Origin of the sequence: Streptomyces sp. A 4/2 (assembly GCF_940670765.1) — a bacterium.
Taxonomy (GTDB): domain Bacteria; phylum Actinomycetota; class Actinomycetes; order Streptomycetales; family Streptomycetaceae; genus Streptomyces.
This window is the reverse complement of the sequence record NZ_CALNVW010000064.1, coordinates 1-22,438: the sequence shown is the minus strand read 5'-3', so window position 1 is coordinate 22,438 and position 22,438 is coordinate 1. Positions and strand designations below refer to the sequence as shown.

The 22,438-nt window shown below is 69.4% G+C and carries 23 protein-coding genes and 5 pseudogenes; 15 read left to right on the top strand and 13 right to left on the bottom strand.

Features of this window, described 5'->3' with window-relative positions:
* Positions 1-628 precede the first annotated feature (628 nt).
* The 4 genes from NBY69_RS36625 (at position 629) to NBY69_RS36610 (ending at position 5,492) form a co-directional block, all read left to right on the top strand.
* Complete coding sequence (locus NBY69_RS36625) at positions 629-976, top strand: ribosome-recycling factor (RefSeq protein WP_250306608.1); 348 nt, start codon at positions 629-631, stop codon at positions 974-976.
* Between the two features lie 200 nt (positions 977-1,176).
* On the top strand, positions 1,177-2,484 hold the full coding sequence (locus NBY69_RS36620; protein WP_250306607.1) for a phenylacetate--CoA ligase family protein: 1,308 nt from the start codon (positions 1,177-1,179) through the stop codon (positions 2,482-2,484).
* 609 nt (positions 2,485-3,093) lie between these two features.
* Positions 3,094-4,500 carry an IS701 family transposase gene (locus NBY69_RS36615; protein ID WP_250306606.1) on the top strand — a complete coding sequence of 469 codons (1,407 nt, stop codon included), beginning with the start codon at positions 3,094-3,096 and terminating at the stop codon, positions 4,498-4,500.
* A 92-nt stretch (positions 4,501-4,592) separates the two neighbouring features.
* On the top strand, positions 4,593-5,492 hold the full coding sequence (locus NBY69_RS36610; protein WP_250306605.1) for an arylamine N-acetyltransferase: 900 nt from the start codon (positions 4,593-4,595) through the stop codon (positions 5,490-5,492).
* A gap of 69 nt (positions 5,493-5,561) precedes the next feature.
* Here the strand turns inward: NBY69_RS36610 and NBY69_RS36605 are convergent, their stop codons facing one another.
* Complete coding sequence (locus NBY69_RS36605; RefSeq protein WP_250306604.1) at positions 5,562-5,756, bottom strand: hypothetical protein; 195 nt, start codon at positions 5,754-5,756, stop codon at positions 5,562-5,564.
* Positions 5,757-5,802: 46 nt separating this feature from the next.
* Between NBY69_RS36605 and NBY69_RS36600 the strand changes: the two genes are divergently transcribed.
* Positions 5,803-6,102, top strand: coding sequence for a transposase (locus NBY69_RS36600; protein ID WP_250306603.1), 300 nt, complete (start codon positions 5,803-5,805; stop codon positions 6,100-6,102).
* 34 nt (positions 6,103-6,136) lie between these two features.
* Here the strand turns inward: NBY69_RS36600 and NBY69_RS36595 are convergent.
* Both NBY69_RS36595 and NBY69_RS36590 read right to left on the bottom strand, forming a co-directional pair.
* Positions 6,137-7,317: pseudogene (locus NBY69_RS36595) on the bottom strand (IS3 family transposase).
* Positions 7,318-7,370: 53 nt separating this feature from the next.
* Positions 7,371-7,757 (bottom strand): hypothetical protein, encoded by a 387-nt coding sequence (locus NBY69_RS36590; protein WP_308409523.1) that lies wholly within the window; start codon positions 7,755-7,757, stop codon positions 7,371-7,373.
* A gap of 248 nt (positions 7,758-8,005) precedes the next feature.
* Here NBY69_RS36590 and NBY69_RS37790 point away from each other — a divergent pair.
* From NBY69_RS37790 to NBY69_RS36555, 7 genes and pseudogenes are all read left to right on the top strand, one after another.
* Positions 8,006-9,503: pseudogene (locus NBY69_RS37790) on the top strand (PepSY-associated TM helix domain-containing protein).
* Positions 9,500-10,159 carry a DUF5134 domain-containing protein gene (locus NBY69_RS36580; RefSeq protein ID WP_284350390.1) on the top strand — a complete coding sequence of 220 codons (660 nt, stop codon included), beginning with the start codon at positions 9,500-9,502 and terminating at the stop codon, positions 10,157-10,159. Before NBY69_RS37790 ends, NBY69_RS36580 begins: the two are co-directional and overlap by 4 nt.
* Before the next feature lie 201 nt (positions 10,160-10,360).
* Positions 10,361-10,567: a hypothetical protein gene (locus NBY69_RS36575; RefSeq protein WP_374211382.1), complete on the top strand. Its 207-nt coding sequence runs from the start codon at positions 10,361-10,363 to the stop codon at positions 10,565-10,567.
* Complete coding sequence (locus NBY69_RS36570; protein WP_250306601.1) at positions 10,567-12,852, top strand: cation-translocating P-type ATPase; 2,286 nt, start codon at positions 10,567-10,569, stop codon at positions 12,850-12,852. The genes NBY69_RS36575 and NBY69_RS36570 overlap by 1 nt, the downstream gene beginning before the upstream one ends.
* Entirely contained in the window at positions 12,852-13,370 is a 519-nt protein-coding gene (locus NBY69_RS36565; protein ID WP_250306600.1) for a copper chaperone PCu(A)C, read from the top strand. The genes NBY69_RS36570 and NBY69_RS36565 overlap by 1 nt, the downstream gene beginning before the upstream one ends.
* A gap of 136 nt (positions 13,371-13,506) precedes the next feature.
* The gene (locus NBY69_RS36560) at positions 13,507-14,232 is read left to right on the top strand and encodes a hypothetical protein (RefSeq protein WP_250306599.1); all 726 of its coding nucleotides are present in this window, start codon (positions 13,507-13,509) and stop codon (positions 14,230-14,232) included.
* Between the two features lie 247 nt (positions 14,233-14,479).
* On the top strand, positions 14,480-15,109 hold the full coding sequence (locus NBY69_RS36555) for a sigma-70 family RNA polymerase sigma factor (RefSeq protein ID WP_250306598.1): 630 nt from the start codon (positions 14,480-14,482) through the stop codon (positions 15,107-15,109).
* 182 nt (positions 15,110-15,291) lie between these two features.
* Here NBY69_RS36555 and NBY69_RS36550 read toward each other — a convergent pair whose 3' ends face one another.
* The 3 genes and pseudogenes from NBY69_RS36550 to NBY69_RS36540 all read right to left on the bottom strand — a co-directional run.
* Positions 15,292-15,675, bottom strand: a complete 384-nt coding sequence (locus NBY69_RS36550; RefSeq protein ID WP_250306597.1) for a hypothetical protein — start codon at positions 15,673-15,675, stop codon at positions 15,292-15,294.
* A 51-nt stretch (positions 15,676-15,726) separates the two neighbouring features.
* Complete coding sequence (locus tag NBY69_RS36545) at positions 15,727-16,053, bottom strand: plasmid stabilization protein (protein ID WP_250306596.1); 327 nt, start codon at positions 16,051-16,053, stop codon at positions 15,727-15,729.
* Between the two features lie 212 nt (positions 16,054-16,265).
* A pseudogene (locus tag NBY69_RS36540) lies at positions 16,266-16,355 on the bottom strand (HNH endonuclease); the annotation flags it as partial.
* A 319-nt stretch (positions 16,356-16,674) separates the two neighbouring features.
* On the opposite strand from NBY69_RS36540, the gene NBY69_RS36535 reads away from it, so the two are divergent.
* A complete protein-coding gene (locus tag NBY69_RS36535) occupies positions 16,675-17,958 on the top strand; it encodes a ricin-type beta-trefoil lectin domain protein (protein WP_250306595.1) in 1,284 nt (427 codons plus the stop codon).
* Between the two features lie 118 nt (positions 17,959-18,076).
* Here the strand turns inward: NBY69_RS36535 and NBY69_RS36530 are convergent.
* From NBY69_RS36530 to NBY69_RS37780, 4 genes and pseudogenes are all read right to left on the bottom strand, one after another.
* Positions 18,077-18,556, bottom strand: a pseudogene (locus tag NBY69_RS36530) (transposase domain-containing protein); the annotation flags it as partial.
* A 161-nt stretch (positions 18,557-18,717) separates the two neighbouring features.
* Positions 18,718-19,020 (bottom strand): transposase, encoded by a 303-nt coding sequence (locus NBY69_RS36525; RefSeq protein WP_250306613.1) that lies wholly within the window; start codon positions 19,018-19,020, stop codon positions 18,718-18,720.
* Between the two features lie 231 nt (positions 19,021-19,251).
* Positions 19,252-19,299: pseudogene (locus tag NBY69_RS37785) on the bottom strand (hypothetical protein); the annotation flags it as partial.
* Positions 19,300-19,328: 29 nt separating this feature from the next.
* Positions 19,329-19,616: a helix-turn-helix domain-containing protein gene (locus NBY69_RS37780; protein WP_374211384.1), complete on the bottom strand. Its 288-nt coding sequence runs from the start codon at positions 19,614-19,616 to the stop codon at positions 19,329-19,331.
* Positions 19,617-20,486: 870 nt separating this feature from the next.
* Between NBY69_RS37780 and NBY69_RS36515 the strand changes: the two genes are divergently transcribed.
* Positions 20,487-20,825: a MerR family transcriptional regulator gene (locus NBY69_RS36515; protein WP_250306594.1), complete on the top strand. Its 339-nt coding sequence runs from the start codon at positions 20,487-20,489 to the stop codon at positions 20,823-20,825.
* Between the two features lie 202 nt (positions 20,826-21,027).
* Here NBY69_RS36515 and NBY69_RS36510 read toward each other — a convergent pair whose 3' ends face one another.
* Genes NBY69_RS36510 through NBY69_RS36500 form a run of 3 tightly spaced genes read right to left on the bottom strand, consistent with a single transcriptional unit; the run spans position 21,028 to position 21,646 of the window.
* Positions 21,028-21,216: a hypothetical protein gene (locus NBY69_RS36510; protein WP_250306593.1), complete on the bottom strand. Its 189-nt coding sequence runs from the start codon at positions 21,214-21,216 to the stop codon at positions 21,028-21,030.
* 29 nt (positions 21,217-21,245) lie between these two features.
* Positions 21,246-21,482 carry a hypothetical protein gene (locus NBY69_RS36505; RefSeq protein ID WP_123466100.1) on the bottom strand — a complete coding sequence of 79 codons (237 nt, stop codon included), beginning with the start codon at positions 21,480-21,482 and terminating at the stop codon, positions 21,246-21,248.
* Positions 21,479-21,646 (bottom strand): hypothetical protein, encoded by a 168-nt coding sequence (locus tag NBY69_RS36500; protein WP_250306592.1) that lies wholly within the window; start codon positions 21,644-21,646, stop codon positions 21,479-21,481. The genes NBY69_RS36505 and NBY69_RS36500 overlap by 4 nt, the downstream gene beginning before the upstream one ends.
* A 561-nt stretch (positions 21,647-22,207) precedes the next feature.
* On the opposite strand from NBY69_RS36500, the gene NBY69_RS36495 reads away from it, so the two are divergent.
* Positions 22,208-22,438, top strand: a 231-nt coding sequence (locus NBY69_RS36495; RefSeq protein WP_250306591.1) for a transposase, incomplete at its 3' end; no start/stop codon positions are given.

Below are 22,438 nucleotides of genomic sequence, written 5' to 3'. Positions count from 1 at the left end.
CACCGAGGACAACGCCCTGGTCGAGGTTGAGTGGCGTGGCCGGCCGCGCAAGGTCTTCTTCCAGGACGGCCCCTACTTCACACCCGCCCCCGGGACGGATACCACGGTCCTCGCCCGGTACACGAACGGCCTGGCCGCCGCCCTCGTCACCTCCTACGGCGCGGGCCGCGTCGCCGTCGTAGGGCCCCACCCGGAAGCCACCGCCGACTAGTTCGAAGACCCACCCCTGCCGTTCCAGGACACCCACGACCTGGCAGTGGACTTCGTCAACACCGCACTCGACAACTGAAACGCGAAGCGGGGCGCCCGGATGTTCAGGTGTCGAGTGGAGCCGTCAGGCGGCGAGGCTCATGTCGCCCGGGGTTCGCGTTTGGTGGAGGGCCCCGGTGCGGATCATCGCGTGGATGACGTTCACACGCTGGCGGGATCCCAGGCCCCTGCGCGAACGCCAGTGCGATGCCGTGGTCCCGGCGGTGGTGGGTGTCGTTTCACTCGTTGGGATGACGGTCGGTCCGTCAGGGTTTGCGTGGCCGGTCGGACGGCCGATGTAGCCGGTGCAGACCTGTTGATCGAGTAGGAAGGAACGAGTCGGTTGTCGAAAGCTGAAGACGTCAAGGAGGACTTCGCCGTGACAACGGGAAAGTTTGTCGAGGCGTTGCGCAGCGGTCTGGAGAAGGTCCGCACGCTCGAGCAGGTGAGCGGGATCAAGGCGGACTACTACGGGATGCCGACGCCTCTGGGCCAGATGGCGGCGGTGACTTCGCCCGAACCCCGCCTCGTTTTGGTCAAGCCGTACCAGGCGGATCAGCTGCGGGTGATCGACAAGGCCATCCGTGACGCAGGTCTCGGGCTGAACCCGAGCGTCGATGCCAGCTTCGTGCGAGTCATCTTCCGGTCACGGCGCAGGAGCGGCGCCTACCTCGCCACCGGCAACACGCCCCCGCCCGACGCCCTGACCGCCGCTCTCAGCGCCTAGCAGTCCCGCCGCGCCCACCCGCGGGCCCCCGGCGGACCTTCCCGCCAGCCCGGAGTTCGGCCCGTGTGACCCGCCCGGGCCGAACTCCGGCCGAGGCGCCCACGGCGTGTCGCCGGGCGCCGCTGCTCGTTGGTCCGGAAGAGCTGCTGGATTCATGATCGTTGTCCCCCGCGCAGTCCGGACAGGCGAAGGAGATGCCCGTGAGCGCCGTCATTTCGGCTTCGGACCATCTCGGGGAGCGTGCGCCCCAGGACGGAGAATGGCGTGAGTTGGTGCGGTTCGCGCGCGAGCGCTCACCGTACTACCGCGATCTGTACCAGGACGCTCCCGCGCACCCCGGTGCCCTGGCCGAGATGCCGGTCGTGGACCTCCGGTCATTCTGGGCCGCACACCGCAGGCCGGTGAGCGGTGTTCTCACCGGCCCGCACCACGACGGGATCGTGTTCGCGACCGGCGGCACGACCGGAGAGCCCAAACGCACCACCTACTCCCGCGAAGAGTTCCGCGCGACCAGCACGGTCAGTGCAGCCTGCATGACACGTGCGGGCCTGCGGGCCGGTGACCGGGTCGCCAACCTTCTCTACGCCGGCGACTTGTACATGAGTTTCCTGTATGCCACCCACGCTCTGCGCGACAGCCCACTGCCCGTGGTCGAGCTGCCCGTCGGCGGCCACATTCCCAACGACCGGGTGGCCCAGATCATGGAAGGCGACCACGCGACGGTGGCCATCGGCACCGCCTCGGCCCTGGCATCGCTGGCGGCACACCTCTCGCGGCACGGACGGGAACTGCCCCGAGTGCGGCTGCTCCTGTACGGCGGGGAAGCTCTCCACCACGACCAGCGAGACCTGCTCGCCCGGGCCTTCCCTCGCGCACGCCCCGCCCCGTACGCCTACGTCAGCGTCGACGCCGGCATCCTCGGGACCCCCGACCTCGATCCAGGCGCCGGCGAGCTGGTGCACTACCGCCCCGCCGAACCGCACACCATCCTCGAAATCGTCGATCCGGACACCGGCGAACCCATCACCGAACCCGGGAGAACCGGCGCCGTGCTGGCGACCAGCCTCCTGCGCCGACTCATGCCCGTCATCCGCTATCCCGTCGGTGACCAAGCCCAGTGGACAGACAAAGGCTGTCGACGGCTGCGTCTCCTCGGGCGCACGATCGGACATGCCCGCGTCGGCACCACCACCATCGACCTGGACGTCCTGCGCTCCTGCATCAACGCCCTCTCAAACAACGGGGGCCCAGTGGCCCTCCAGACCGTCCTGCGCCATCGCGACACCATGGACGAGCTCGTCCTACGCATCGTCGGCAGCACCCCCGACCCCACCGCGTACCACCGCGCACTGGAAGCGCACCTGCACACGACACACCCCTCGTTCGACGAAGAAGTCACCGAAGGACGACTCCATCGGCTGGTCATCGAATGGGTCACCCCTGACCAGCTCGACACCCACCCGCGGACCGGCAAAGCCCTCCCGCTTATCGACGAACGCCACCCCTAGCGCTTCGGGATCCTTCTGCGATACGCCGAGTTCGGCGACGGCAGGGACGACACCGCAACACCTGACACGGAGTCCTCACCCTCCTCCAAGCCCTGGCAGATGTGAAGGGTGTGATCGGGCGGGACCTGAGCATGGACTTCACGGTGTGCCGCGCCCATCAGCATGCGTCTGAGGCTCGGAAGCAGGGTGACCTGCTCGCGCGGCGAGTTCACCACCAAGCTGCATTTGGCCGTTGAGCATTGTCAGAAGCCTATGCCGATCGTGGTCACGGCAGGGCAGCACGGGGGATCAACGCCACAAGCTGAGGGCTGCGACACGAGGGGAGGGGCACTCGGCGCGGACGGCAGGGTTCTGCCGGCGCTGCGCGCAGCGTTTTTTTCGGGGTCGCCGTGGCTGGGGCCACGGCGCAGAGGCGGCGGCAGGGCGCCCGCGCCTCGCGCACCATCCCTCAAGCGATCAGTACTGCCATCTCTCAAGGCGCGGTGCCAGACATCCGCCCTGCAATCCCTCTAGCGGTGGTTTGTTGACGGCGGGTCAGGGCTGCGGTAGGCCGGTAGCAGAGGAACGTCGCCTCGCTGCCTGGGAGCTTGTGATGACCCGTCGTCTGCCGTGTCCGCCCGCTCCGGGCCGCTGGAAGCCTACGCCGCACGCTTCGATGACCTTTTCTCCACACTGGCACAGCGCCGCGGGTTCCGGGAGTACCTCGCGGGACTGCTGCTGCCGCGGGACCGCAACAAGACTCTGACCTGCATGGTCGGCGCCGAGCCGGTGGCCGGAGCCCAGCACGCTGCGGTCCAGCGGCTGCAGTTCTTTCTGTCCGAGTCGACGTGGGACCACGAGCAGGTCAACGCCCGCCGGGTGGAACTACTGCTGGCCGACCCGACGACCGCGCCGCACGCGGGCGGGGTACTGGTGATCGACGACTCGGGAGACCGCAAGGACGGGAAGGCGACCGCGCACATCGGTCGGCAGTGGCTGGGCCGGCTGGGCAAGACCGACAACGGCATCGTCACCGTGACCACCTGCTGGGCCGACGAGAACCTCTACTACCCGCTCCACGCCGTGCCCTACAGCCCCGCTCACCACTTCCCGACAGGCAAGAAGGACCCCGGATTCCGCACGAAGCTGCAGATCGCCGTCGAACTCGCCCGCGCCGCCAAGGTGGCCGGAACGGCCTTCCGCGCCGTGGCCGCCGACTGCGCCTACGGCGACCAAGACGGCTTCCGCCGAGAGCTCTACGCGGCGGGCCTGCCATTCGTCATGGCCCTCAAACCGAGCCACGGCAGCTGGGCCTACGGCAAGGACGCCTACACCCCCCTCCACGCCGCCCGGGCCCTGACCTGGACAGACCCCGAGAATCCCGGAGACTGGACCCAGGTCGAGCGGACCTTCCGCGACGGGCGCACCGAGACCTGGTGGGCCGCCGACGCCACCCTCGGCTTCTGGGGGCCCGACGGGAACGTCCGCCTGGTCGTGGCCACCACCGATCCGGCTACGCTGCCCTCGCAGTCCACCTGGTACCTGGCCACCGACCTGCCCCGCCCCGGCGGCCCCCGCGACGCCGACAGTCCCGAACCCGCCGCTGACCTGCACGAAGTCGTCCGGATCTACGGCATTCGACACTGGATCGAGCAAAGCTACAAACAGATCAAGGACGAACTCGGATGGGCCGACTTCCAGGTCCGCTCCGACACCGCCATACGCCGCCGCCAGACCCTGGTTACCTGCGCGTTCTCCTTCTGTTGGGACACCTGGTTCGCCCGACTGCCAGACCAGGAGCCCGCCGTCGTCCCAGCAGTCCCACCGGCCTCCACCCCAGCGGGGCCCACTGAGAGGGGGAACGAACAGACCCCACCAGCCCCAACCGGCCAGCTGGCCCCGCGCGATCCGTGCCGTCCGGGCCTGGCTCGACCCCTGGACCACCCTCCAACGCTGCTGGCGAGCCTGGACCAACGAGCCGCCACCACCCGAACTCCAAGCACTGATCAACGCCGTCGGCGCAGGCCACCCGCTTGATCTCTACTGCCCGGTTTAACAAACCACCGCTAGTGCAGCGCCGCGATAATCCCTGAGCGGATTTTCGCGGCGCTGCACTAGTGTTCGGAGCCATGTCCTCGAAGACGAACGATCATCCCGCCTGGACCGCGCCCTACCTGGCCAAGCTCGGCGTTGACGACCCGCAGTCCCTCGGTGCCCCGTCGCTCGACACCCTGCGCAGGCTTCACCGCTCACACGTCGAGCTCATCGCCTTCGAGAACTTCGACATCCAGCTCGGACGCCCGCAGGGCATCGACCCGGCCGAGTCCATAGCCCGCATCCTGGCTGGCCGGGGCGGCTACTGCTTCAACCTGAACAACGCCTTCTGCGAGCTGCTGACCGTCCTCGGATACGACGTCACCGTGCACCGCGGCCAGATAAACGGCTCCGTCGCGACTGCCAAAGCGAACGCCGACGAATACGACACGCACATGGCCCTCACCGTTGTGATCGACGGCGAACGCTGGTCGGTCGACGTTGGCCTGGCCAACTCGCACCACGAGCCCATCCCGCTTCGGGAGGGCGTCCACGTCCAGGGTCCCTTCCGCTTCGAGCTGCGGCCGCTGCCGGAGATCGGCCCGGACGCCTGGCGGTTCTTCACCGATCCGGCGCAGACGACCTTCCACAGCATGGACTTCACGCTGGCGCCGGCCACGTGGGAGGACTTCAGGAGCTACCACAACGAGTTGTCGACGTCTCCGCAGTCTCCTTACGTCAGGTGGTTCGAGCTCTTCCGCCGCGACGCGGGCTGCGCCGAGTTCGTGCTGGATGACGAGTTCACGCGCGATGAGGGGGCCGGGCGGCGCACGACACGCATCCTCGAGTCCGCTGAGGAGCTGTTCAAGATCGCAACGGACGTGTTCCATCTGGACCTGTCGGCCATCGACGACGCCGCCCGCGTTGCTCTGTGGGACCGCATCCAGCGCGCGGGGGCCGAGTGGCGAGCGAAGCAGCAGTCGGCCGGGAACTAGAGCATTTGACATGAATGTTCATGAAACGCTGGCGCGGATGTCGGACGGTGTGGATACATCCTTGAGGGTTCACGCGGCCTTCAGTGGCGTGCCGTCGTAGGTCCAGCGGTAGGGCTTGGCGGGTTCGTTCTTGGCGAGGGTGTAGCTTTCGATCTTGCTGATGAGGTCGTCGTGGCTGCTGAAGTGGCCGTTAGGGATGGCGGTTTTGGCCAGGGGTGGAGAAGTACAGCTCGATCTGGGGCCTTGACCCCGGATGTTGAACACACGAGACACTGGATCCTGAGGATCTGAGAACGGACATCTCGTGGTCATGAAGAACTACCCGCCACAGTTCAAGGTGGACGCGGTCGCGCTGTACGAGTCGCGGCCCGATGCGACGATCAGGTCGGTCGCAGCCGATCTGGGGATCAATCCAGAGACCCTGCGGAACTGGGTCCGGGCTGCCGGAGCAAGCCGTCCACGGGGACGCCGGACGCAGGAACCGGCCCAGCCGCCGGCACCGCTGGAGGCGGAGAACGCCGCTCTGCGGAAGAAGGTCCGCGAGCTCGAGGAGGAACGCGAGATCCTGCGGAAGGCCGCCAAGTATTTCGCCGGGGAGACGCGCTGGTGAACGGGGCCTTCCCCGTGGTCGTGGACACCGGTTGTCATGCGGCGGTGGCCAGCGTAGTTGATTGCTGCTCGTAGGTGATCGGGCTGATCTGGCCGAGGCGGGAGTGCCGTCGGCGGGTGTTGTAGCGGGTCGCCCAGCGGAAGACCGCGAGGCGGGCCTCACGCGCCCCGTTCTACCGCTTCCGCCCCTGCAGCGTCTCGCGCTTCATGGTCGCGTTCAGACTCTCCGCGGCGGCGTTGTCCGCACTCGTGCCGACCGCGCCGCGCGATCTGGTCACGCCCAGCTCCGAGCAGACCTGGGCGAACTCCTTCGACACATATTGCGCCCCGTTGTCGCTGTGAAATATCGCCCCGCGCAGACCGTCCCCGTCGCGGGCCCTCACTGCGGCCCTGAGCGCGTCGGTGACCAGCGAGGTCCGCATGTGGTCGGCGATCGACCAGCCCGCCAGGCGTTTCGAGCACAGGTCCAACACCGTGGCCAGATAAAGAAATTGGCCGTTGCCGATCGGGAGATAGGTTATGTCGCCCACGTACTTGGTGTTCGGCACCTGGGCAGCAAAGTCCCGCTGGAGCAGGTCCGGCACCGGCGTCGCCGACGGCTCGGGAATGGTGATGCGGACCTTCTTGCGCAGGTGCAGCCCGACGATGTGGAACTTGCGCATGACGCGCTCGACCCGCTTGTGATTGACCGGCCTGCCGGCCTCCTTCAGCTCGGCGGTGACGCGCGGAACCCCATAGGTGCCGTCCGATTCCTGATGGATCCGGTTGATGTGCTCGGCGAGTTCGGCATCCGCCCTCGCCCGGTCGGCCCGCGCGGATGCGCCAGCCAGCCACTGGTAGAAGCCGGACCGCGAGACCGCGAGTATCCGGCACAGCCGCTTGACGCCGAAGGCGTCACGGTGATCCTCGACGAACTGGAAGCGGCTGCTCACCAACTGGTCTCCGCCGCAAAATACTTCGCGGCCCTCCGCAGGATCTCCCGCTCGAGCTCGAGTTCCTTCACCCGCGCCCGCAGCTGCCGGTTCTCCTTCTCCATCGCGGTGGCCTCCACGGCCCCGGGCCGGGCGGCCTGCTCGGCATCCCGCACCCACGTGCGGAGCGTCTCATGGTTGACGCCCAGGTCCTTGGCCACCGACGCGTACGTCCCACCCGGGCTCGAGTGGTACAGCGCGACGGCATCGGCCCAGAACTCAGGCGAGTACTTCGACGTCCCCAACAGGAACTCCTGTCCTATGGATCATCACGATCCAATGATCAGGGTGTCCACGATCAAGGGGAAGCTTCATCGTTCGGCTCCACCCTTCCCGTGGGCAGGTCCTTGATCTCCTCGGCGCGGCCGGGGACTTCGGACATGCCGTAGGTCTGCTGGTTGGAGACGATCCGGCCGCCCTGGCCGAGGGCGAGCAGCGTGGACACCTCGGCGACCGAGGCCCCGTTCATCACGACGACCCGGCCGGGGGCCTTGTCGAACGTCTGGTCGCGGCCGCAGTTCTTGAGAGTGACGGGGTACGTACCCCGCGCGGCGGGAGGCACCTTGTCGGCGGAGCCCGCCGTCCCGCCGTCCGCGCCGGAGCCGGAGTCCGCTCCGGAACAGCCGGTGGCGGCGAGGCACAGGAGGGTGGCGAGGGTGATGGCTGCCGGCCTGGGTGTCGGCATGGGAGTTCTCCTCGGTGATCAAGTGAGGCACTTTGAGGCGCTGTTGCAGGAGTCGGGGGCGCGGGCGGAGAAGTTCCCGGCGATCGGTGCGTGACGCGCGGTGACTGCGACGGCCGGGCACGCAGTGCCACCCCACACCCCTCTGTGACCTACGTCACGCCGCATCTGCGGGAACTCACGCCCTGCCCGGTCCGACTCCTGTACGTGCACCTCACCGTCCCCACCGGTCCACGCATGAGGAAGAGTCGATGACCGAGACCACGCCTGCCGCGCCACCACCGCTCCGGCAACGCCAGACCGAGGAGGCTGCCCCGCCTGAGGACTTCGCCACGCCCACGCCGAGAAACGGCGGCGGCACCTGGAGCGGGCTGCGCCCCCTCCTGCTGCGCCTGCACTTCTACGCGGGCGTCCTCATCGGCCCGTTCCTGCTCGTCGCCGCCGTGACCGGACTGCTCTACACGACGACCCCGCAGGTCGAGTCCGTCGTCTACCACCACGAGCTGAAGGTCACTCCGCGCGGTGAGCCGAAGCCGCTCGCCGCGCAGGTGGACGCCGCCCGCGAGGCGATACCCGGCGGGCAGCTCGTCTCCGTCACCAAAGGTGCGGGAGACGACGACACGACCCGGGTCACCTTCGACGTCAAGGGACTGCCCGAGGGCTACACGCAGACCGCCTTCGTCGATCCGTACGACGCGAAGGTACGCGGCACCCTGCGCACGTTCGGTGAATGGCTGCCTGTGCGGTCCTGGTTCGACAGCCTGCACCGCACGCTGCACCTCGGCGAATTCGGCCGCAACTACAGCGAGATCGCCGCGAGCTGGCTGTGGGTCGAGGTGATGGGCGGGCTGGCCCTGTGGTTGGGGGCGGCGCGCGGCCGGGAGCGGCTGCGCAAGTGGTTCGTGCCGCGCCGGGGCCCGAAGGGACGCAAGCGCACGCTGTCCTGGCACGGGGCCGTGGGGTTGTGGGTGTCGGTCGGATTTCTCGCGCTCTCGGCGACCGGGCTGACCTGGTCGGCGCACGCGGGCGTGAACATCGGCAAGATCCAGGACTCGCTGGGCGGTGCGTCGCCCTCCGTTTCCTCGGCCCTCGGTCCCGGCTCGCAGGGCAGCGGCTCGGCGGGGGCGGACTCGGGTCAGTCCTCTGCCGGTTCCTCCGCCGCGAACGTCGACTTCGACGAGGCAGTCCGGATCGCCCGCTCCGAGGGGCTGCGCGGCAAGCTCGTCATCAGCCCGCCCGCGGACAACAAGAGCGCGTACATCGTCAAGGAGCACGCGGCACTGGCCGGAGCAGCAGGACTCGGTCGCGATCGACCCGGCCACCGGCAAGGTCACGGACAAGGTGGTCTTCGACGACTTCCCCGTCCCCGCCAAGCTCACGCGCTGGGGCATCGACGCCCACATGGGTCTGCTCTTCGGCCTCGCCAACCAGATCGTCCTCGCGCTCATCGCCCTCGCGCTCATCGGGATGCTCTTCTGGGGCTACCGCATGTGGTGGCTGCGCAGGCCCACCCGAGGAGGCGGGAAGCAGCTCGGACGTCCGCCGGCGCGGGGAGCCTGGCGCCGGGTGCCGGGCAGGGTCATGGCGCCACTCGTCGTCGTGGTCGCTGTACTCGCCTACTACCTGCCGCTTTTCGGGCTGCCCCTGGTCTGCTTCCTGCTCGGGGACCTGGCACTCGCGCAAGCACGCCGACATCGGCGTTCGCGCACGGAAACGCCGGCCGAGACGCCGAAGGAGATGGCCCGATGATCGCCGCCACCGGGCTGCGCTGGATACTGACGCTGCTCTTCTGCGCACTCGCCGCCTACGGTCTGTGGCGCGCCTTCGCGGCCCGTTCCCACCCGTGGACCGCACGGCTCGCGGACGGGCTGCACGCGGTGATGGCCCTCGCCATGTTCGCGATGGCCTGGTCCTGGGGCATGGACCTGCCGGGCACGCCGCAGGTGGTCTTCTTCTCCGCCGTCGCGGTCTGGTTCGTGCTCGTTGCCCTCGCTCTGCCGAGCGGTCCCGAGCCCCGGCTGCGAGCCCTCGCCGGCATGCTGCCGCACGCCGTGATGACCGGCGCGATGGCGTGGATGGTCGCCGCGATGTCGTCGGGCATGTCCATGGGGGCGACGAGCGGAGGGCAGGCGCACGACATGCCAGGGATGGACATGTCGGCCCCGGGAGCGCTCGCGACGATGACGCTCAGCGGCACCGGCGACCGGTGGAGCGCGGGCCTGCTCGCGCTCGTCCTGCTGGCGCTCGCATTGTGGTGGCTCGCGACCGGCTTCGACGCGGGCCGCCTCGCACCGCGCACAACGGGCGGCGCGGTCTCGGGCGGTGCGGTACACGCCGCTTGGGACGTGGGCTGTCACGGGCTGATGGCGCTGGGCATGGCGGTGATGCTCGTCGTCATGGTGTGAGCCGTCGGGCTCGACGGCGACTACCCACCCTCGATCTCGTCAGGCGTGCCCCGGAACCGTGACGCTTCCGGGGCACGCGTGACACGCGTCCGATATGTGACGCACACCACCCGGGGCCGGGGGAACTCGCGGCTTGGGGCAGCCGACCTCTGGTGCGTACGACTCGCACTCTCGCCCGGAGCCTGCCTCATGGACCACTCGGTGACGACTCACACCCAACGGCGTTCCGCCCCCGCCCCGTACGCACTGCTCGGGGGTTTCCTGCTCCTGCTCGCCGCGCTCTTCGCCGCCTCGTACGCGGTGGGGCACCTCGCAGGGCCCGTCGCCCCCGACATGCGTGGAGTCACGCACCCGGACGACGAACCGGGCTCGCACGACATGGGCGGCATGAGCGGGATGGACCACTGATGAGCCGGGAAACAGCCCCGCGCACCCTGGCCACGACCGATCTGATTGTCGGCGGCATGACGTGCGCCGCCTGCGTGCGCAGGGTCGAGAAGAAGCTCGGCGCCCTGGAAGGCGTGCGCGCCACCGTCAATCTCGCGACCGGTACCGCCCATGTCGAGCATCCGGCAGACCTCGGCACGGCTGCGCTCGTCGCCGCCGTCGAACGAGGCGGGTACACGGCCCGTCTCCCGGAGCCGCCCGCGTCCGGCGAGGACCGCGAGGCCACTGTGACCGAACCCGGTGTACCGCAGCGGCTCCTGGTGACCGCTCTCCTCGCCCTTCCCGTTCTTGTCCTGTCGATGGTGCCCTCGCTCCAGTTCCGCAACTGGCAGTGGCTGTGCTTCGTCCTCGCCGCGCCCGTCGCGGCCTGGGGCGCGTGGCCCTTCCACGAGCGGGCCTGGCGCGGGGTGCGGCACGGTGCGGCGACGATGGACACGCTCGTCTCGCTCGGCGTCCTCGCCTCTTTCGGCTGGTCCTCGTACGCGCTCTTCCTCGGGGGCGCCGGCGCCCCCGGGATGCGGATGCCCTTCACCCTGCTGCCCACGGCGTCGGACGGGACAGCGCACGTCTACCTCGAAGCGGCGGTCGGTGTCCCGCTCTTCGTCCTCCTCGGCCGCCACCTGGAGGCCCGTGCCCGGCGGGGCACCTCGGCCGCCCTGCGGGCACTCGCCGAGCTCGGCGTGAAGGAAGTGACGGTGCGGGACGGAGCCGTCGAACGCACCATTCCGGCCGCGCTCCTCGTGGCCGGTCAGGTCTTCCTCGTACGGCCCGGGGAGCGCGTCGCGACGGACGGCGAGGTCGTCGAGGGCACGTCCGCCGTGGATCTGTCTCTGGTGACCGGTGAGACCCGGCCCGTGGAGGTCGCGGTCGGCTCCGCCGTCACGGGCGGCTCGGTCAACGCGGGCGGGCTCCTGCTCGTCCGTGCGACAGCCGTCGGCGCCGACACCCAGCTCGCCCGCATCACGGCCCTCGTCACCGAGGCACAGGCAGGGAAGGCCCGCGCCCAGCGGCTCGCCGACACCGTGGCCGGGGGCTTCGTGCCCGTCGTGCTCGCCCTCGCCGTCACCGCGCTCGGCTTCTGGCTCGGCGCGGACGCGGATCTACAGGCGGCCTTCACCGCGTGCGTCGCCGTCCTTGTCGTCGCCTGCCCCTGCGCACTCGGGCTCGCGACCCCCACCGCCCTCATGGCGGCCACCGGACGAGGCGCCCAGCTGGGCATCCTGATCAAGGGACCCCAAGCCCTCGAAGCCCTCCAGCAGATCGACACCGTCGTACTCGACAAAACAGGCACCCTCACCTCCGGACACCTCACCGTCGCCACCCTGACCACACGTACGGAAGGCCCCGGCGCGAGCGAGGTACTGCGGCTCGCGGCAACAGTCGAGACCGGCTCCGAACACCCACTCGGCCGGGCCCTCGTACGCCACGCCGAACGTTCCCTCGGGAAAGACGCCGTACGGCCGGGCGCGCTCAGCGGCTTCGCCGCGACACCCGGCAACGGTGTGCGCGGACACGTGGACGGGCGGCTCGTCGAGGTCGGTGCCCCCGACGGCGAACTGCCCGAGGAACTGGGCACGGCCCTCGCCGCCGCCCTGCAGGCCGCCCACACCCCAGTCCTGGTCCGTGTCGACGGGCGGCCCGAGGCGGTCCTCGCACTCGGCGACGTCGTACGCCCCGGCAGCTACCACGCCGTGGACCGGCTCCGCCGCCTCGGCCTGCACCCCGTCCTCGCCACCGGCGACCAGGAGGAACCCGCGCGAGCCGTCGCCAGCGCGCTCGGCATCGACGAGACGTACGCCCGTTGCACCCCCGAGCGCAAAGCGGAGCTCGTCCGCACGCTGCGCGCCGAAGGGAAGAGGGTCGCGGTCGTCGGTGACGGCGTCAACGACGCGGCCGCACTCGCCGGGGCCGACCTCGGCATCGCCATGGGCACCGGCACGGACGTCGCCATCGGCGCCGCCGATGTCACCCTCGTCCGCGACGATATCGAAGCCCTAGCCGACGCCGTACGCCTCGCCCGCCGCACTCTCGTCACCATCCGCGGCAACCTGCTGTGGGCCTTCGGCTACAACGCCGTCACCCTGCCACTCGCCATGGTGGGCCTTCTCAACCCGATGCTCGCCGCCGCCGCGATGTCCCTCAGCTCGGTCCTCGTAGTCCTCGGCAGCCTCCGGCTGCGCCACTGGCAACCGGCTCCGGCAGCAGCCGCGCGGCGCCGACCCACTACCTCGCGGGCGGCCTTCTGATGCCCGTTCTCTCCGCACGCCTGCGCACATCGTTCACCGCCGTCGGCGTTCCCGTCCTCGCCTGCGGCATGGCCCTCGCCGGTCTGGGCGCCTGGACGGCGAACGGGCATGCCGGCAGCCCACCTCACGTGGCCGTCACGAACGCGTACGTCTACCAGCCCACGGGCCCGACGCCCGAGACCGCGGCCTTCTTCACCCTCACGAACGACGGGGGCTCCGCGGACCGGCTCGTGCACGTCGCCTCGACCGATACGGTCGCACCGCCCAGGCTGAGCGAACACCACATGACGTCCTCCGGGGGCGCCTACCGACAGCCGGTGGGCGCCGTCACGGTCCCGGCGGGGGACGGGCTCACCATGACCCCGCACGGAATCGACGTGACGGTACGGCCGAAGGGAACGTTGCGGCCCGGCGAAGAGGTCTCCTTCACGCTCAGCTTCGCGCATGGAAAACCCTTGAGGATCCGGGCCGTAGTCGTGCGGCCGGGCGCGCAGACCGACCGCCTGCCACGCCCGTAGCGCCATGCACCGCACCGCCACCCTCTCCGACCGCATATGCCGGAACCCTGCTGTCGCATCAACTTGTCCGACATGGGCGGCAAGCCGGAAACCCTGCCATGTTGCTTGCCATCCCGCGATGGGAGGATGAGGCGCCATGGAAGCGGGACCGGTCGGACGCGCGGTGAGGGCGGCGATGTTCGCCGTCGTCTCGGTCACGCTCGCCGCGACCGGACACGTCCTCATGTCCGAAGCCCCGCTTCCCTTCTGGGTGCCCGCCACCGGCTTCCTCGCGCTCGCGGTCCCCGGCTGGTGGTTCGCAGCCCGCGAGCGTGGTCCGTGGCTCGTCACGGGCCTCGCCGTCGCGACCCAGACTGTGCTGCACAGCGCCTTCTCGGCCGCCCAGTCCGCCCCCGGAACCGTCACGGGTGCAGCCACCCGGCCCGTCGCCGGAGCTGCCGCGCCGCCGACGGACGCCACGGCGGGCATGCAGCACATGGGTCACTCGGCCACGAGCGACGCGATGACCGGCATGGATCACTCCGCCGCCATGGACCACATGGGCCATATGAGCTCGATGGCCCACACGGGCCACGACATGGCCGGGATGTCCTCGTCCGGGATGCTCGCCGCGCACGTCCTCGCCGCACTCGTCTGCGGCGTATGGATGGCCCGCGGTGAACGCGCCGCCTTCCAGACCCTGCGCGCGGTCGCAGGCTGGCTGCTGGCCCCCTTCCACCCCCTCCTCACAGCAGCGCCGTTGCCGGCCCCGCGCCGCCGCCTGCGCCCTCACCGGGGCCTGAGCGACCGGCTGTCGCCGGGCCTGCGATGCGCCCGAGCGACGGACCGGCGCGGGCCACCCGGGGTGCTAGCCGCGTCCTGAGGACGCGGCAGGCATTCCGGAGGACGTACACCCCTGGCACACGACCGGTCGCCGACCGGCCCGTTGCCGTACCCGCACGCAGTGGGAGTCCTCCGGCACACCCGGCTCCGAAGGAGCCCGGGTGCCCCATTCCCCGGAAACCCGGTCCCGTCCCGCACGCCGCCGCGCCCGCCGTAGCCCCGGCGCGCCCCCGTGCCGTGAACGGACGCCCGGGTGCCGGACCGATCCGTGAAGGACACACCTGGCGATGAACACCACCCTGCCCGCCCCGCGCGGGCCACAGCCTGCCTCCGTCCCGCGCAACAGGACGGCCGAGGACACCGCCTCGACCGGCTGGGCGCTCGCCGCTCGCGCCGGCGACCGCGAAGCCGCCGACGCCTTCGTACGGGCCCTGCACCGCGATGTCGTGCGGTTCGTGGCCCACTTGTCCGCCGATCCGCAGGCCGCCGAGGACCTCGCGCAGGACACGTTCCTGCGCGCGCTGCGCACACTGCACCGCTTCGAGGGGCGCTCCTCGGCCCGCACCTGGCTTCTCACCATCGCCCGACGCGCCGTCATCGACGACTTCCGCAGGGCCGCCGCGCGCCCTCTGCTCGCCGACACCCACGACTGGCGCGCGACCATCGAGCGTGCCCAGCCGACGGGACTGCCCGGCTTCGAGGAAGGCGTGGCGCTCCAAGAACTCCTCGCCGCGCTTCCCTACGACCGTCGGCAGGCGTTCGTCCTCACCCAGTTGCTCGGACTCTCCTACGCGGAGGCCGCCCGTGAGGCGGACTGCCCGGTCGGCACAGTCCGTTCCCGAGTGGCCCGTGCGCGTACCGCGATGACCGCGCAACTGGAGCGCGAAGAGGCGGAGGCCGTCATGCAGGCCGCCTGACGCAAGCCGGCTCCGGGGTCGTTCCTAAGCCGGGGCGGCCCCGGACCGTCCGGGCGGCGAGGCGTGCCCCCCTTGGGTAGTCGGCCCCGCACCGTGGGTGGTTCCCCGGTTACGCGGAGAGATGGGACGCCCTTCGTGTGCGAGGCGGCCCTGTGGGTCGTACAGGACGTGGTGGCTGCTCATCATGAGGCGTTCGCCTTCTGGTGTTCGGGGCAGGTCAGGGTGCGCAGGTGGTGGGTGAGCCGGTCGGCGCGCACAAGCGGGGCCGTGGCCTCGCGGGGGGCTGATCCAGTGCGCGGTCGGGCTGCCGTGCTGGGTGAAGGGCACCAGGAGCTGGTGGCCGGTGGAGAGCACGCGCACTCCGGGAAGACCGGTGGCTGCTGCACCCGTGCCGGGCGGCACGAGGACGTACAGGTGGTCGCGGAGGTGGTCGGCGAGGACGGGATAGCCGCTGCGTGTCCCAGCCGCATCGCGGCCAGGGCGTCGAGGCCGGTGGACATCGGGGTGATGGCCACCGCGTCCCAGGCCCGCCCGCACGCCATCCACTGTGTGCGTCTGCGGGGCATGTCCTGTTTCCTCCGTCGTGCGGGCGGCCGGTCCCGGACCGCCGGTGGGCGTCAGCGTCCGAGGGCAGTGCGGAGCTGTTCCTTGTTCATGGAGGAACGCCCTTCGATGTTCTTCATCCTGGCCTCCGCGTAGAGCTGGTCCCTCGTAGGGCCCTGCGCGCCCTTGTGAGAGCGTTCGCCGCCGCGTTCGTAGGCGGACTTCTTGTCCTGCGTCGATGTCCTGCTCGCCGTCCTCGACTCGCCGGACCGGGCGCGTTGCTTGTTGACGGTCCGGGCCGCGACCTCTTTCGCGCGGCCCTTCGAGGCGCCCTGTTCTTCCTGGCTCTCCTTGATGTGCTCGTACTGCCGCTCACGCTTCTTGCTGGATCCAGCCGGCATGACGTGCTCCTCCACTTCCTCTCCTGGGCGTCGGGTCCGGAAACCGTCACGGACGCGCAGACGCCTACCGCGTTTCCCGTGCGGATTCCACTGAACAACGCCCACCGCGACAGTGCCCCCGGAGGCAGAATCAAGGAGTGCCGCCCCCGGAGCTGACAGGCAGAGACCCGAGAGCGGGCCCGACCTGCTCGGTGCTCCCGCCGGTGGACAGGTCAGACGGCCGGCGTGTAGCGGACGACGGTGTCCTCGCACGGGCCCGCGGCGAACACCTTCGGCGCTTCGAGCTCGGTGTCATCCACGGTGCATCAGCCCCGCGGACACCATCACAGCCGAGGCTAGCCTCAATACCGGCGAACGGCGCATTTTCCGCGCGGGCGGGTGATGGCCCGGCCCTGCGGGTTGGTCGGTAGGGGAACCGATGTAGATCATCGAGCGCGTGTGGTGTGGGTGACCGCGGTGGAGTGCCGGCAGGCGAGGCAACGGAGGGCCAGGATGCGCGTGTCACGTGCGAAGAACACCGTGAGCCGTTCGGGTCTGTTGCGCTGGGGTGCGCCGTGGGCGACGAGTGCTCTCCTCCTTCTGCTCCTCTACTGCTCGGTGGGGGTGTCCGACGGCAGGGCCGTGGCACTGCTCGACCGCTCGGGGAGCCGGGGCAGCGCTCGCGTCTGTGAGCGCACGATGGTGGGGGTGGCGCATGAGGACGACGATCTGCTGTTTATCAATCCGGAGATCCAGCAAGCCATGGGCCCTCGGTGCGCGTTCAGCACGGTCTACCTGACCGCCGGGGACGCCGGCCGCCGGTACACCGGGGGCGACTACGTGCAGAGCAGGGAAGAAGGCGTGCGGGCGGCGTACGCTGAGATGGCGGGTGTCCCGGACCGCTGGACGAGGAATGACCTCCGTGTGCGTGGCCGCACCATCGCTTCCTACGTTCTGATGGGGAAGATCAGCGTACGGCTCTCCTTCCTCCGGCTCCCCGACGGCGCTCCGGACGGCAGTGGAACCGCGGCGTACTCCCATCAGAGTCTGCTGAAACTCTTCCGGGGCAAGATCCGCACCCTCCAGGCGGTGGACCGCACGGCGAGCTACACGGAGCAGCAACTCGTCGACTCACTCACCGTTCTCGCCGAGCGGGAGGGGATCAAGCGGATCCTCACTCTGGACTACGACAACGCGACCTTCGGGCACACGTATACGCCGGGGGCCGACAACAGCGACCACGGAGTGGCCGGCCGATACTTCCGGCGTGTCGCGTTCGGCTTGCCGGGTGGGACCACGACTGAGGTGCGGGGCTACCTCGGTTACGACATGTCCCGTCTTCACGAAAATCTCGCCCCGATCCGGGCCCGACAGAAGGAGGCGGTCTTCCAGTCCTATCGCAGAGGTGCGGGCTGCGAATCCCGTCCGTGTCCGACCCGCCACATTAGCCGGAACTACCAGGAGTGGGTACGCCGCGAGTACTCCCTCAAGCCCCGGGCCGCGAAGCCCGGTCAGATCGTGTCGGCGATGGCCCTGGCGAATCGAGCAGGGCGACACGAGCGCTGCCTTAGCTCGACGGGGAACCCGTCCGGCTCCCATAAAGCCGTAGAAGCGAACACCCTCGACTGCGACGACAAGTCCGACCAGTCCTGGCGTTTCCAGGCCGGAACCATCGCATCACATTCCGCTCGGCTCTGTCTGACAGCTGTCGCGCGACGGGCCACCCTGTCGGCATGCACTCACAGCCCTCGGCAGAAGTGGCGCATGGACAGGTACGGACGGATCGAATCCGGCGGACGCTGCCTGTTCCAGGACGACTTGGCGGCCCGAAATCCGCACGTGGCCCTAAGGCCGTGTGCCCTTCTACGCCCAGAGTTGATCTGGTACACGACAAGGTTGGGCCTTGACTCAAGGCCGGGTAGTTAACGTTTTCGCAGGTCACGCAAGGGGTGTTGGGGTCCATGCTGTGGCTGCGTAGAGACCGGGGCCGAGTTTATGGATGAGGCCGGTCTCGGCCCATCTGGAGAGCTGTCGATACATGGTCTCTATGGTGATGTCGCCGAATCCGACCCAGCCAGGCCCTGTTTCGCCCGGAGTAGGGGACCTTCTGGGAACTGCAGCCGTCGAATGACACAGTCCGGTACGGCCCGAACCGCACACCGGGTGTCGTCGACCGGGCCAGAGGCCCCGCGAGAACCTCGAATAGCGCCCGCACCGGCGCACTGCCCAGTCGTCGGCGCAGATCACGCAGGGCCTTCGGCGTCGGGGAAGTCACCGGCACTTCGGCCAGCCCGGCCGTCAGCTTGTCCCAGACCAGCCGGTAGCCGACTTCAGGGAACAGACACATCGCGAGCAGGAAGTAGATCCCGACCCGCGAAGGAAGATCGCGCAGTCGCCGCTGCACCGACCGCGTTTCCTCCAGGACCGCGTCGACCAGCTCGAACGGCACCACGGCCGTCAACTCGCCCAGATGCCCGGGCGCGAACCGGCCCGCGGCCACTGTGACCGTACGAGTGATGGCCATCACCGGGGCCGTCGGCAGGACATGATGCAACGACAACGGGGCTCCTCAAGTTTCAAGCTGTCTTGGACGACTGCCTGTACCAACGAGCTCCGCTGTTCTGCGTCGGAAATCCTTCAACTGGCTTGCGTGACCTGCGAAAACGCTAACTACCCGGCCTTGGGTCAAGGCCCGTGCTTGACGTGTGCCCAGACCCACTCCACAGGGTTGAGGTCGAGCGAGTAGGCGGGCAGGAGGAACACCGTCAGCCATGCACGCTCGGCGATCAACTCGCGCATGGCATGGGAGACGTGGGTGTTCAGGCGGTCCCAGACCAGCACGATCGGTGCCTTGACCAGCTGGTGGACACTGTCGATCAGTGCGATGAAGCCGCGCTCGCCCATGCTGCGGCGCTTGCCTCTGCCCGCTGGGTGGGTGAACAGACGGTGGCACAGCCGGGTGCGGGAGCCGGGACGCATAGCGATCATCCCGGCCACCGACAGTCGTCCCGAGCGGCGGCCGACTGACCGTCGCGACCGGAGTGCGGCCTCGCCTGCCCCAGGTGCGTCCTCTGGGCGGACGGCGGGTGAAGCCTGCCTCGTCCTCGAAGCAGATGTAACCCCCGCAGGCCGCCCGTGCTCATTTACCTCCGCCCAGGTCGCCTCCTTCCACGCGGTAACGGCCTGCCCGTCCCGCTCGGCCACCCGACGCGCGGGCACCTGCGGGCTGAAGCCGAGCCGGTGCATCAGCCTCGTCGCCCCGGACACGCTGTAGGAAACAGCGAACTTCCGCCCGATCAGCGTGGCCACCCGCGCCGCGTCCACACCTGGTCCTCGACCCAGCCGTGTGCGGCCGGGCCCTGGTCCAGGTACGCGGCGAGTTTCGCCGGGCAGCGCGGCGACAGACGGCACCCCGACCCGCTCGGGCCGCGAGAGGACAGAGCCTGCACACCGCCATCGCGCCACAACTGGTGCCACCGGTAGGCCGACTTCGGGCTCACCCGCAGACGCCGGGCCACTTCCTGCGGCTTAATCCTCTGCTCGAACAGCTCGGCTGCGTGTATCCGCAGAGTCTCCCGGCGCATCCGTCCCGCAGCGGTCAGCCCGCCCCATCCGCATATCTCACACACCACCAGTACAGCCACCGCACGCCACCAATCAGGAACTTCGAGAGAGTCCACCCTGACGAGCCGAAGTCAGTAACCCGGCAAGGCCCGATTACCTCGCCGTCGAGCACACGGAAATCTATGTCAGTCGGAGTAGACATTGGGTGGCGGCGTGGTTATGGTTTCTCTCGTAGCCGAGATCAGCAAGGCCCGGCAGAGACGAACTGGCGGGCAGTAGTACACGCAGTTGCAGTGCGCAGGACGGTGCGGTGGTGGAGTTTCGAAGCCAGGGTTGTTGCAGGACGGCGACGGGACTGACGACCGGACCGGGTGGCCCGCAGGTTCAGGGGCCGTCGTGAGCAGGGCCGCGGTGAACGCGGTGGCAGTACCCGAATGTGCAGTTTGCAGGACCAGCAGTGCGGTTGTCAGTGGTTCCTCGGTAAAGGCGTCGGCTGCGGACGCGCGTGCCGGGAGGTTCGGCAGTGGGGTTCTAAGCCAGGGTTGTTGCAGGACGGGCGACGGGGCTGGCTGCCGGAGAGTGGCGCTTGTTCAGGTCACCATCAGTTCGCATCACCAGCAGTAGTTGATCAAGAGGGAAGAACGGAGGAGTTGAGCGCCATCAGGATCGCCCGGGCGGAAGTCTTGAGCCCGGGTACCGCAGGACATCGATAGTGAGGTGGTCTCCGGTCAAGCAACCGCGATCCCCGCACACGCTCTCATCCCCCGTGAGCTGGTGCGGAACAAGAAGGCCGGCGCAATAGCAGGGTCGGCAGATGGTGTAGCAGTTCCTTCGGGGCCCGGGTGCCATGTGGCACCCGGGCCCCTCCACGCGTTCCATGAGAGGTGCAAGTGACAGCAGACGACTCGTTCGGCCGTCTCGATGACGATGACTACCCCGCCTACACGATGGGCCGGGCCGCCGAGATGCTCGGTACCACCCAGGGCTTCCTCCGCGCGATTGGCGAAGCCCGCCTCATTACCCCGCTCCGTTCCGCTGGCGGCCACCGCCGCTACTCCCGCTACCAGCTGCGCATCGCCGCCCGCGCCCGGGAACTCGTCGACAACGGGACCCCCATCGAGGCCGCCTGCCGCATCGTCATCCTCGAAGACCAGCTCGAAGAAGCCCAGCGCATCAACGCCGAACACCGCCGCGCCACCGAATCGGCGAATCCCACGGCCGCAGCCTGAGACGCCTGGCGTCGGAGCGTCGGAGCGGCGGCCCGCAATCGCCTGGTCGTCCCGTGACCTGATGAGGGTGGGGCTGCCGGACCGGGAAGGGGCCCAGAGTGATCGGCCGGGCCGGCAGCCTCGGTGGCCGGGCGGGCTCCGAGGCTGCCGGCCGGGTGCAGCGGGTGCGGGCCGTGGGGCGACCACCGCACCACGCTGGTCTCTATCGCAGGGGCCACGGGCAGTTGCCTGCCAGCATGGCCCACTCCCGGTCCACCTGACCGGGCACGACACGCCCCGCCGCCATCCAGTGCGCGGCCAGCGCCGCGAAGATCGGCTCACCTGGCGGGGCGGGAACCGGCGCGTCGCGGTCGCTGACCGGAGGGGCGGGCCGCGTCGTCGTCGTGGTCACACCGTTCTAACGCCCGACCGCCGTGCCGGTTACCCGTGGCGGGTACGGCGTTCGCGCAGCGCGGTGCGGGCCTGGGTGATGCCGAGCAGGAGGCCGAACTCCTGGAGCGCGATGTGCTGGACGTCCTCAGCGGTTGCGGGACTGCCCTCGCTGCTGCGGGCGTGGGCGAGTTCCGCGGCGCCCAGGGCGAGCAGCTGCTCGCGGTCGCGCTCGTCGTGTTGGTCGGTGGTGTACGCGGCCAGGACCTGCCGCCAGATTCCGCTCACCGGCTGCGCCCGTCGCGTGGGGCGGGAACAGCAGCCGCGTACTCGTCCTGCGGCGGATCGTCCGTCGCCGCCTCGGGGCGGTGAATGCCGAACGGGCCCTGGGTGCCATGGGGAACCCCGAGCACAGGAGCGGCCTTCGCACGGTACTGAGCGTTATAGATCACGGGCGTTCCAGGTCATCAGTCGTAGGCCGGGGCTGGTTCACCGTAGCGGGCACCGGCGCCGTTGGTCTGGAGCCGGGCCAGGTCCGTCACTTCCTGTCCCCCGGCCCGGGGTATGGGGTCAGCGGCGGTCGTTGAGGCGGGGCTCGCAGTTGGTGTCGGGGACCGGGCCTTGCACACCGCCCGGGGTCGCGTCTCACTGTCTCTTCTCCTACGTGACCACTGTGATCATGAGCGTTTCGTGTCGCACGTATACCTCGTATACCCATCCGTCCTTCCCAACCGTACCGACGAAGGGTCACCGCCGGTTGACTGTTGGTCATGCCCGGCAGCTACAGCAGCCCGGATTCTGGGGGCCGCTGAACTGCCGGGACGGGCACCGCCGTTCACTGCGCGTCCGCTAGCGGTGGTTTGTTGACGGCGGGTCAGGGCTGTAGCAGGCCGGTAGCAGAGGAACGTCGCCTCGCCGCCTGGGGGCTTGTGATGACTCGCCGTCTGCCGTGTCCGCCCGCACCGGGCCCGCTGGAAGCCTACGCCGCTCGCTTCGATGGCCTGCTCTCGACGTTGGCACAGCGCCGCGGGTTCCGCGAGTACCTCGCGGGACTGCTACTGCCGCGGGACCGGAACAAGACACTGACCTGCCTGGCTGGCACCGAGCCCGTCGTCGGGGCCCAGCACCCCTCGGTGCAGCGGCTGCAGTTCTTCCTGTCCGAGTCGACCTGGGACCACGAGCAGGTCAACACCCGCCGACTGGAACTGCTGCTGACCGATCCCGCGACTGCCCCGCACCCAGGC

Bases quoted from the DNA above. Each gene is read 5' to 3' on its own strand.
- NBY69_RS36610 (WP_250306605.1), top strand. From the start codon at position 4,593: ATGTCCTCGAAGACGAACGATCATCCCGCCTGGACCGCGCCCTACCTG.
- NBY69_RS36600 (WP_250306603.1), top strand. From the start codon at position 5,803: ATGAAGAACTACCCGCCACAGTTCAAGGTGGACGCGGTCGCGCTGTAC.
- NBY69_RS36590 (WP_308409523.1), bottom strand. From the start codon at position 7,757: ATGCCGACACCCAGGCCGGCAGCCATCACCCTCGCCACCCTCCTGTGC.
- NBY69_RS36580 (WP_284350390.1), top strand. From the start codon at position 9,500: ATGATCGCCGCCACCGGGCTGCGCTGGATACTGACGCTGCTCTTCTGC.
- NBY69_RS36570 (WP_250306601.1), top strand. From the start codon at position 10,567: ATGAGCCGGGAAACAGCCCCGCGCACCCTGGCCACGACCGATCTGATT.
- NBY69_RS36565 (WP_250306600.1), top strand. From the start codon at position 12,852: ATGCCCGTTCTCTCCGCACGCCTGCGCACATCGTTCACCGCCGTCGGC.
- NBY69_RS36560 (WP_250306599.1), top strand. From the start codon at position 13,507: ATGGAAGCGGGACCGGTCGGACGCGCGGTGAGGGCGGCGATGTTCGCC.
- NBY69_RS36555 (WP_250306598.1), top strand. From the start codon at position 14,480: ATGAACACCACCCTGCCCGCCCCGCGCGGGCCACAGCCTGCCTCCGTC.
- NBY69_RS36550 (WP_250306597.1), bottom strand. From the start codon at position 15,675: ATGCCCCGCAGACGCACACAGTGGATGGCGTGCGGGCGGGCCTGGGAC.
- NBY69_RS36545 (WP_250306596.1), bottom strand. From the start codon at position 16,053: ATGCCGGCTGGATCCAGCAAGAAGCGTGAGCGGCAGTACGAGCACATC.
- NBY69_RS36525 (WP_250306613.1), bottom strand. From the start codon at position 19,020: ATGATCGCTATGCGTCCCGGCTCCCGCACCCGGCTGTGCCACCGTCTG.
- NBY69_RS37780 (WP_374211384.1), bottom strand. From the start codon at position 19,616: ATGCGCCGGGAGACTCTGCGGATACACGCAGCCGAGCTGTTCGAGCAG.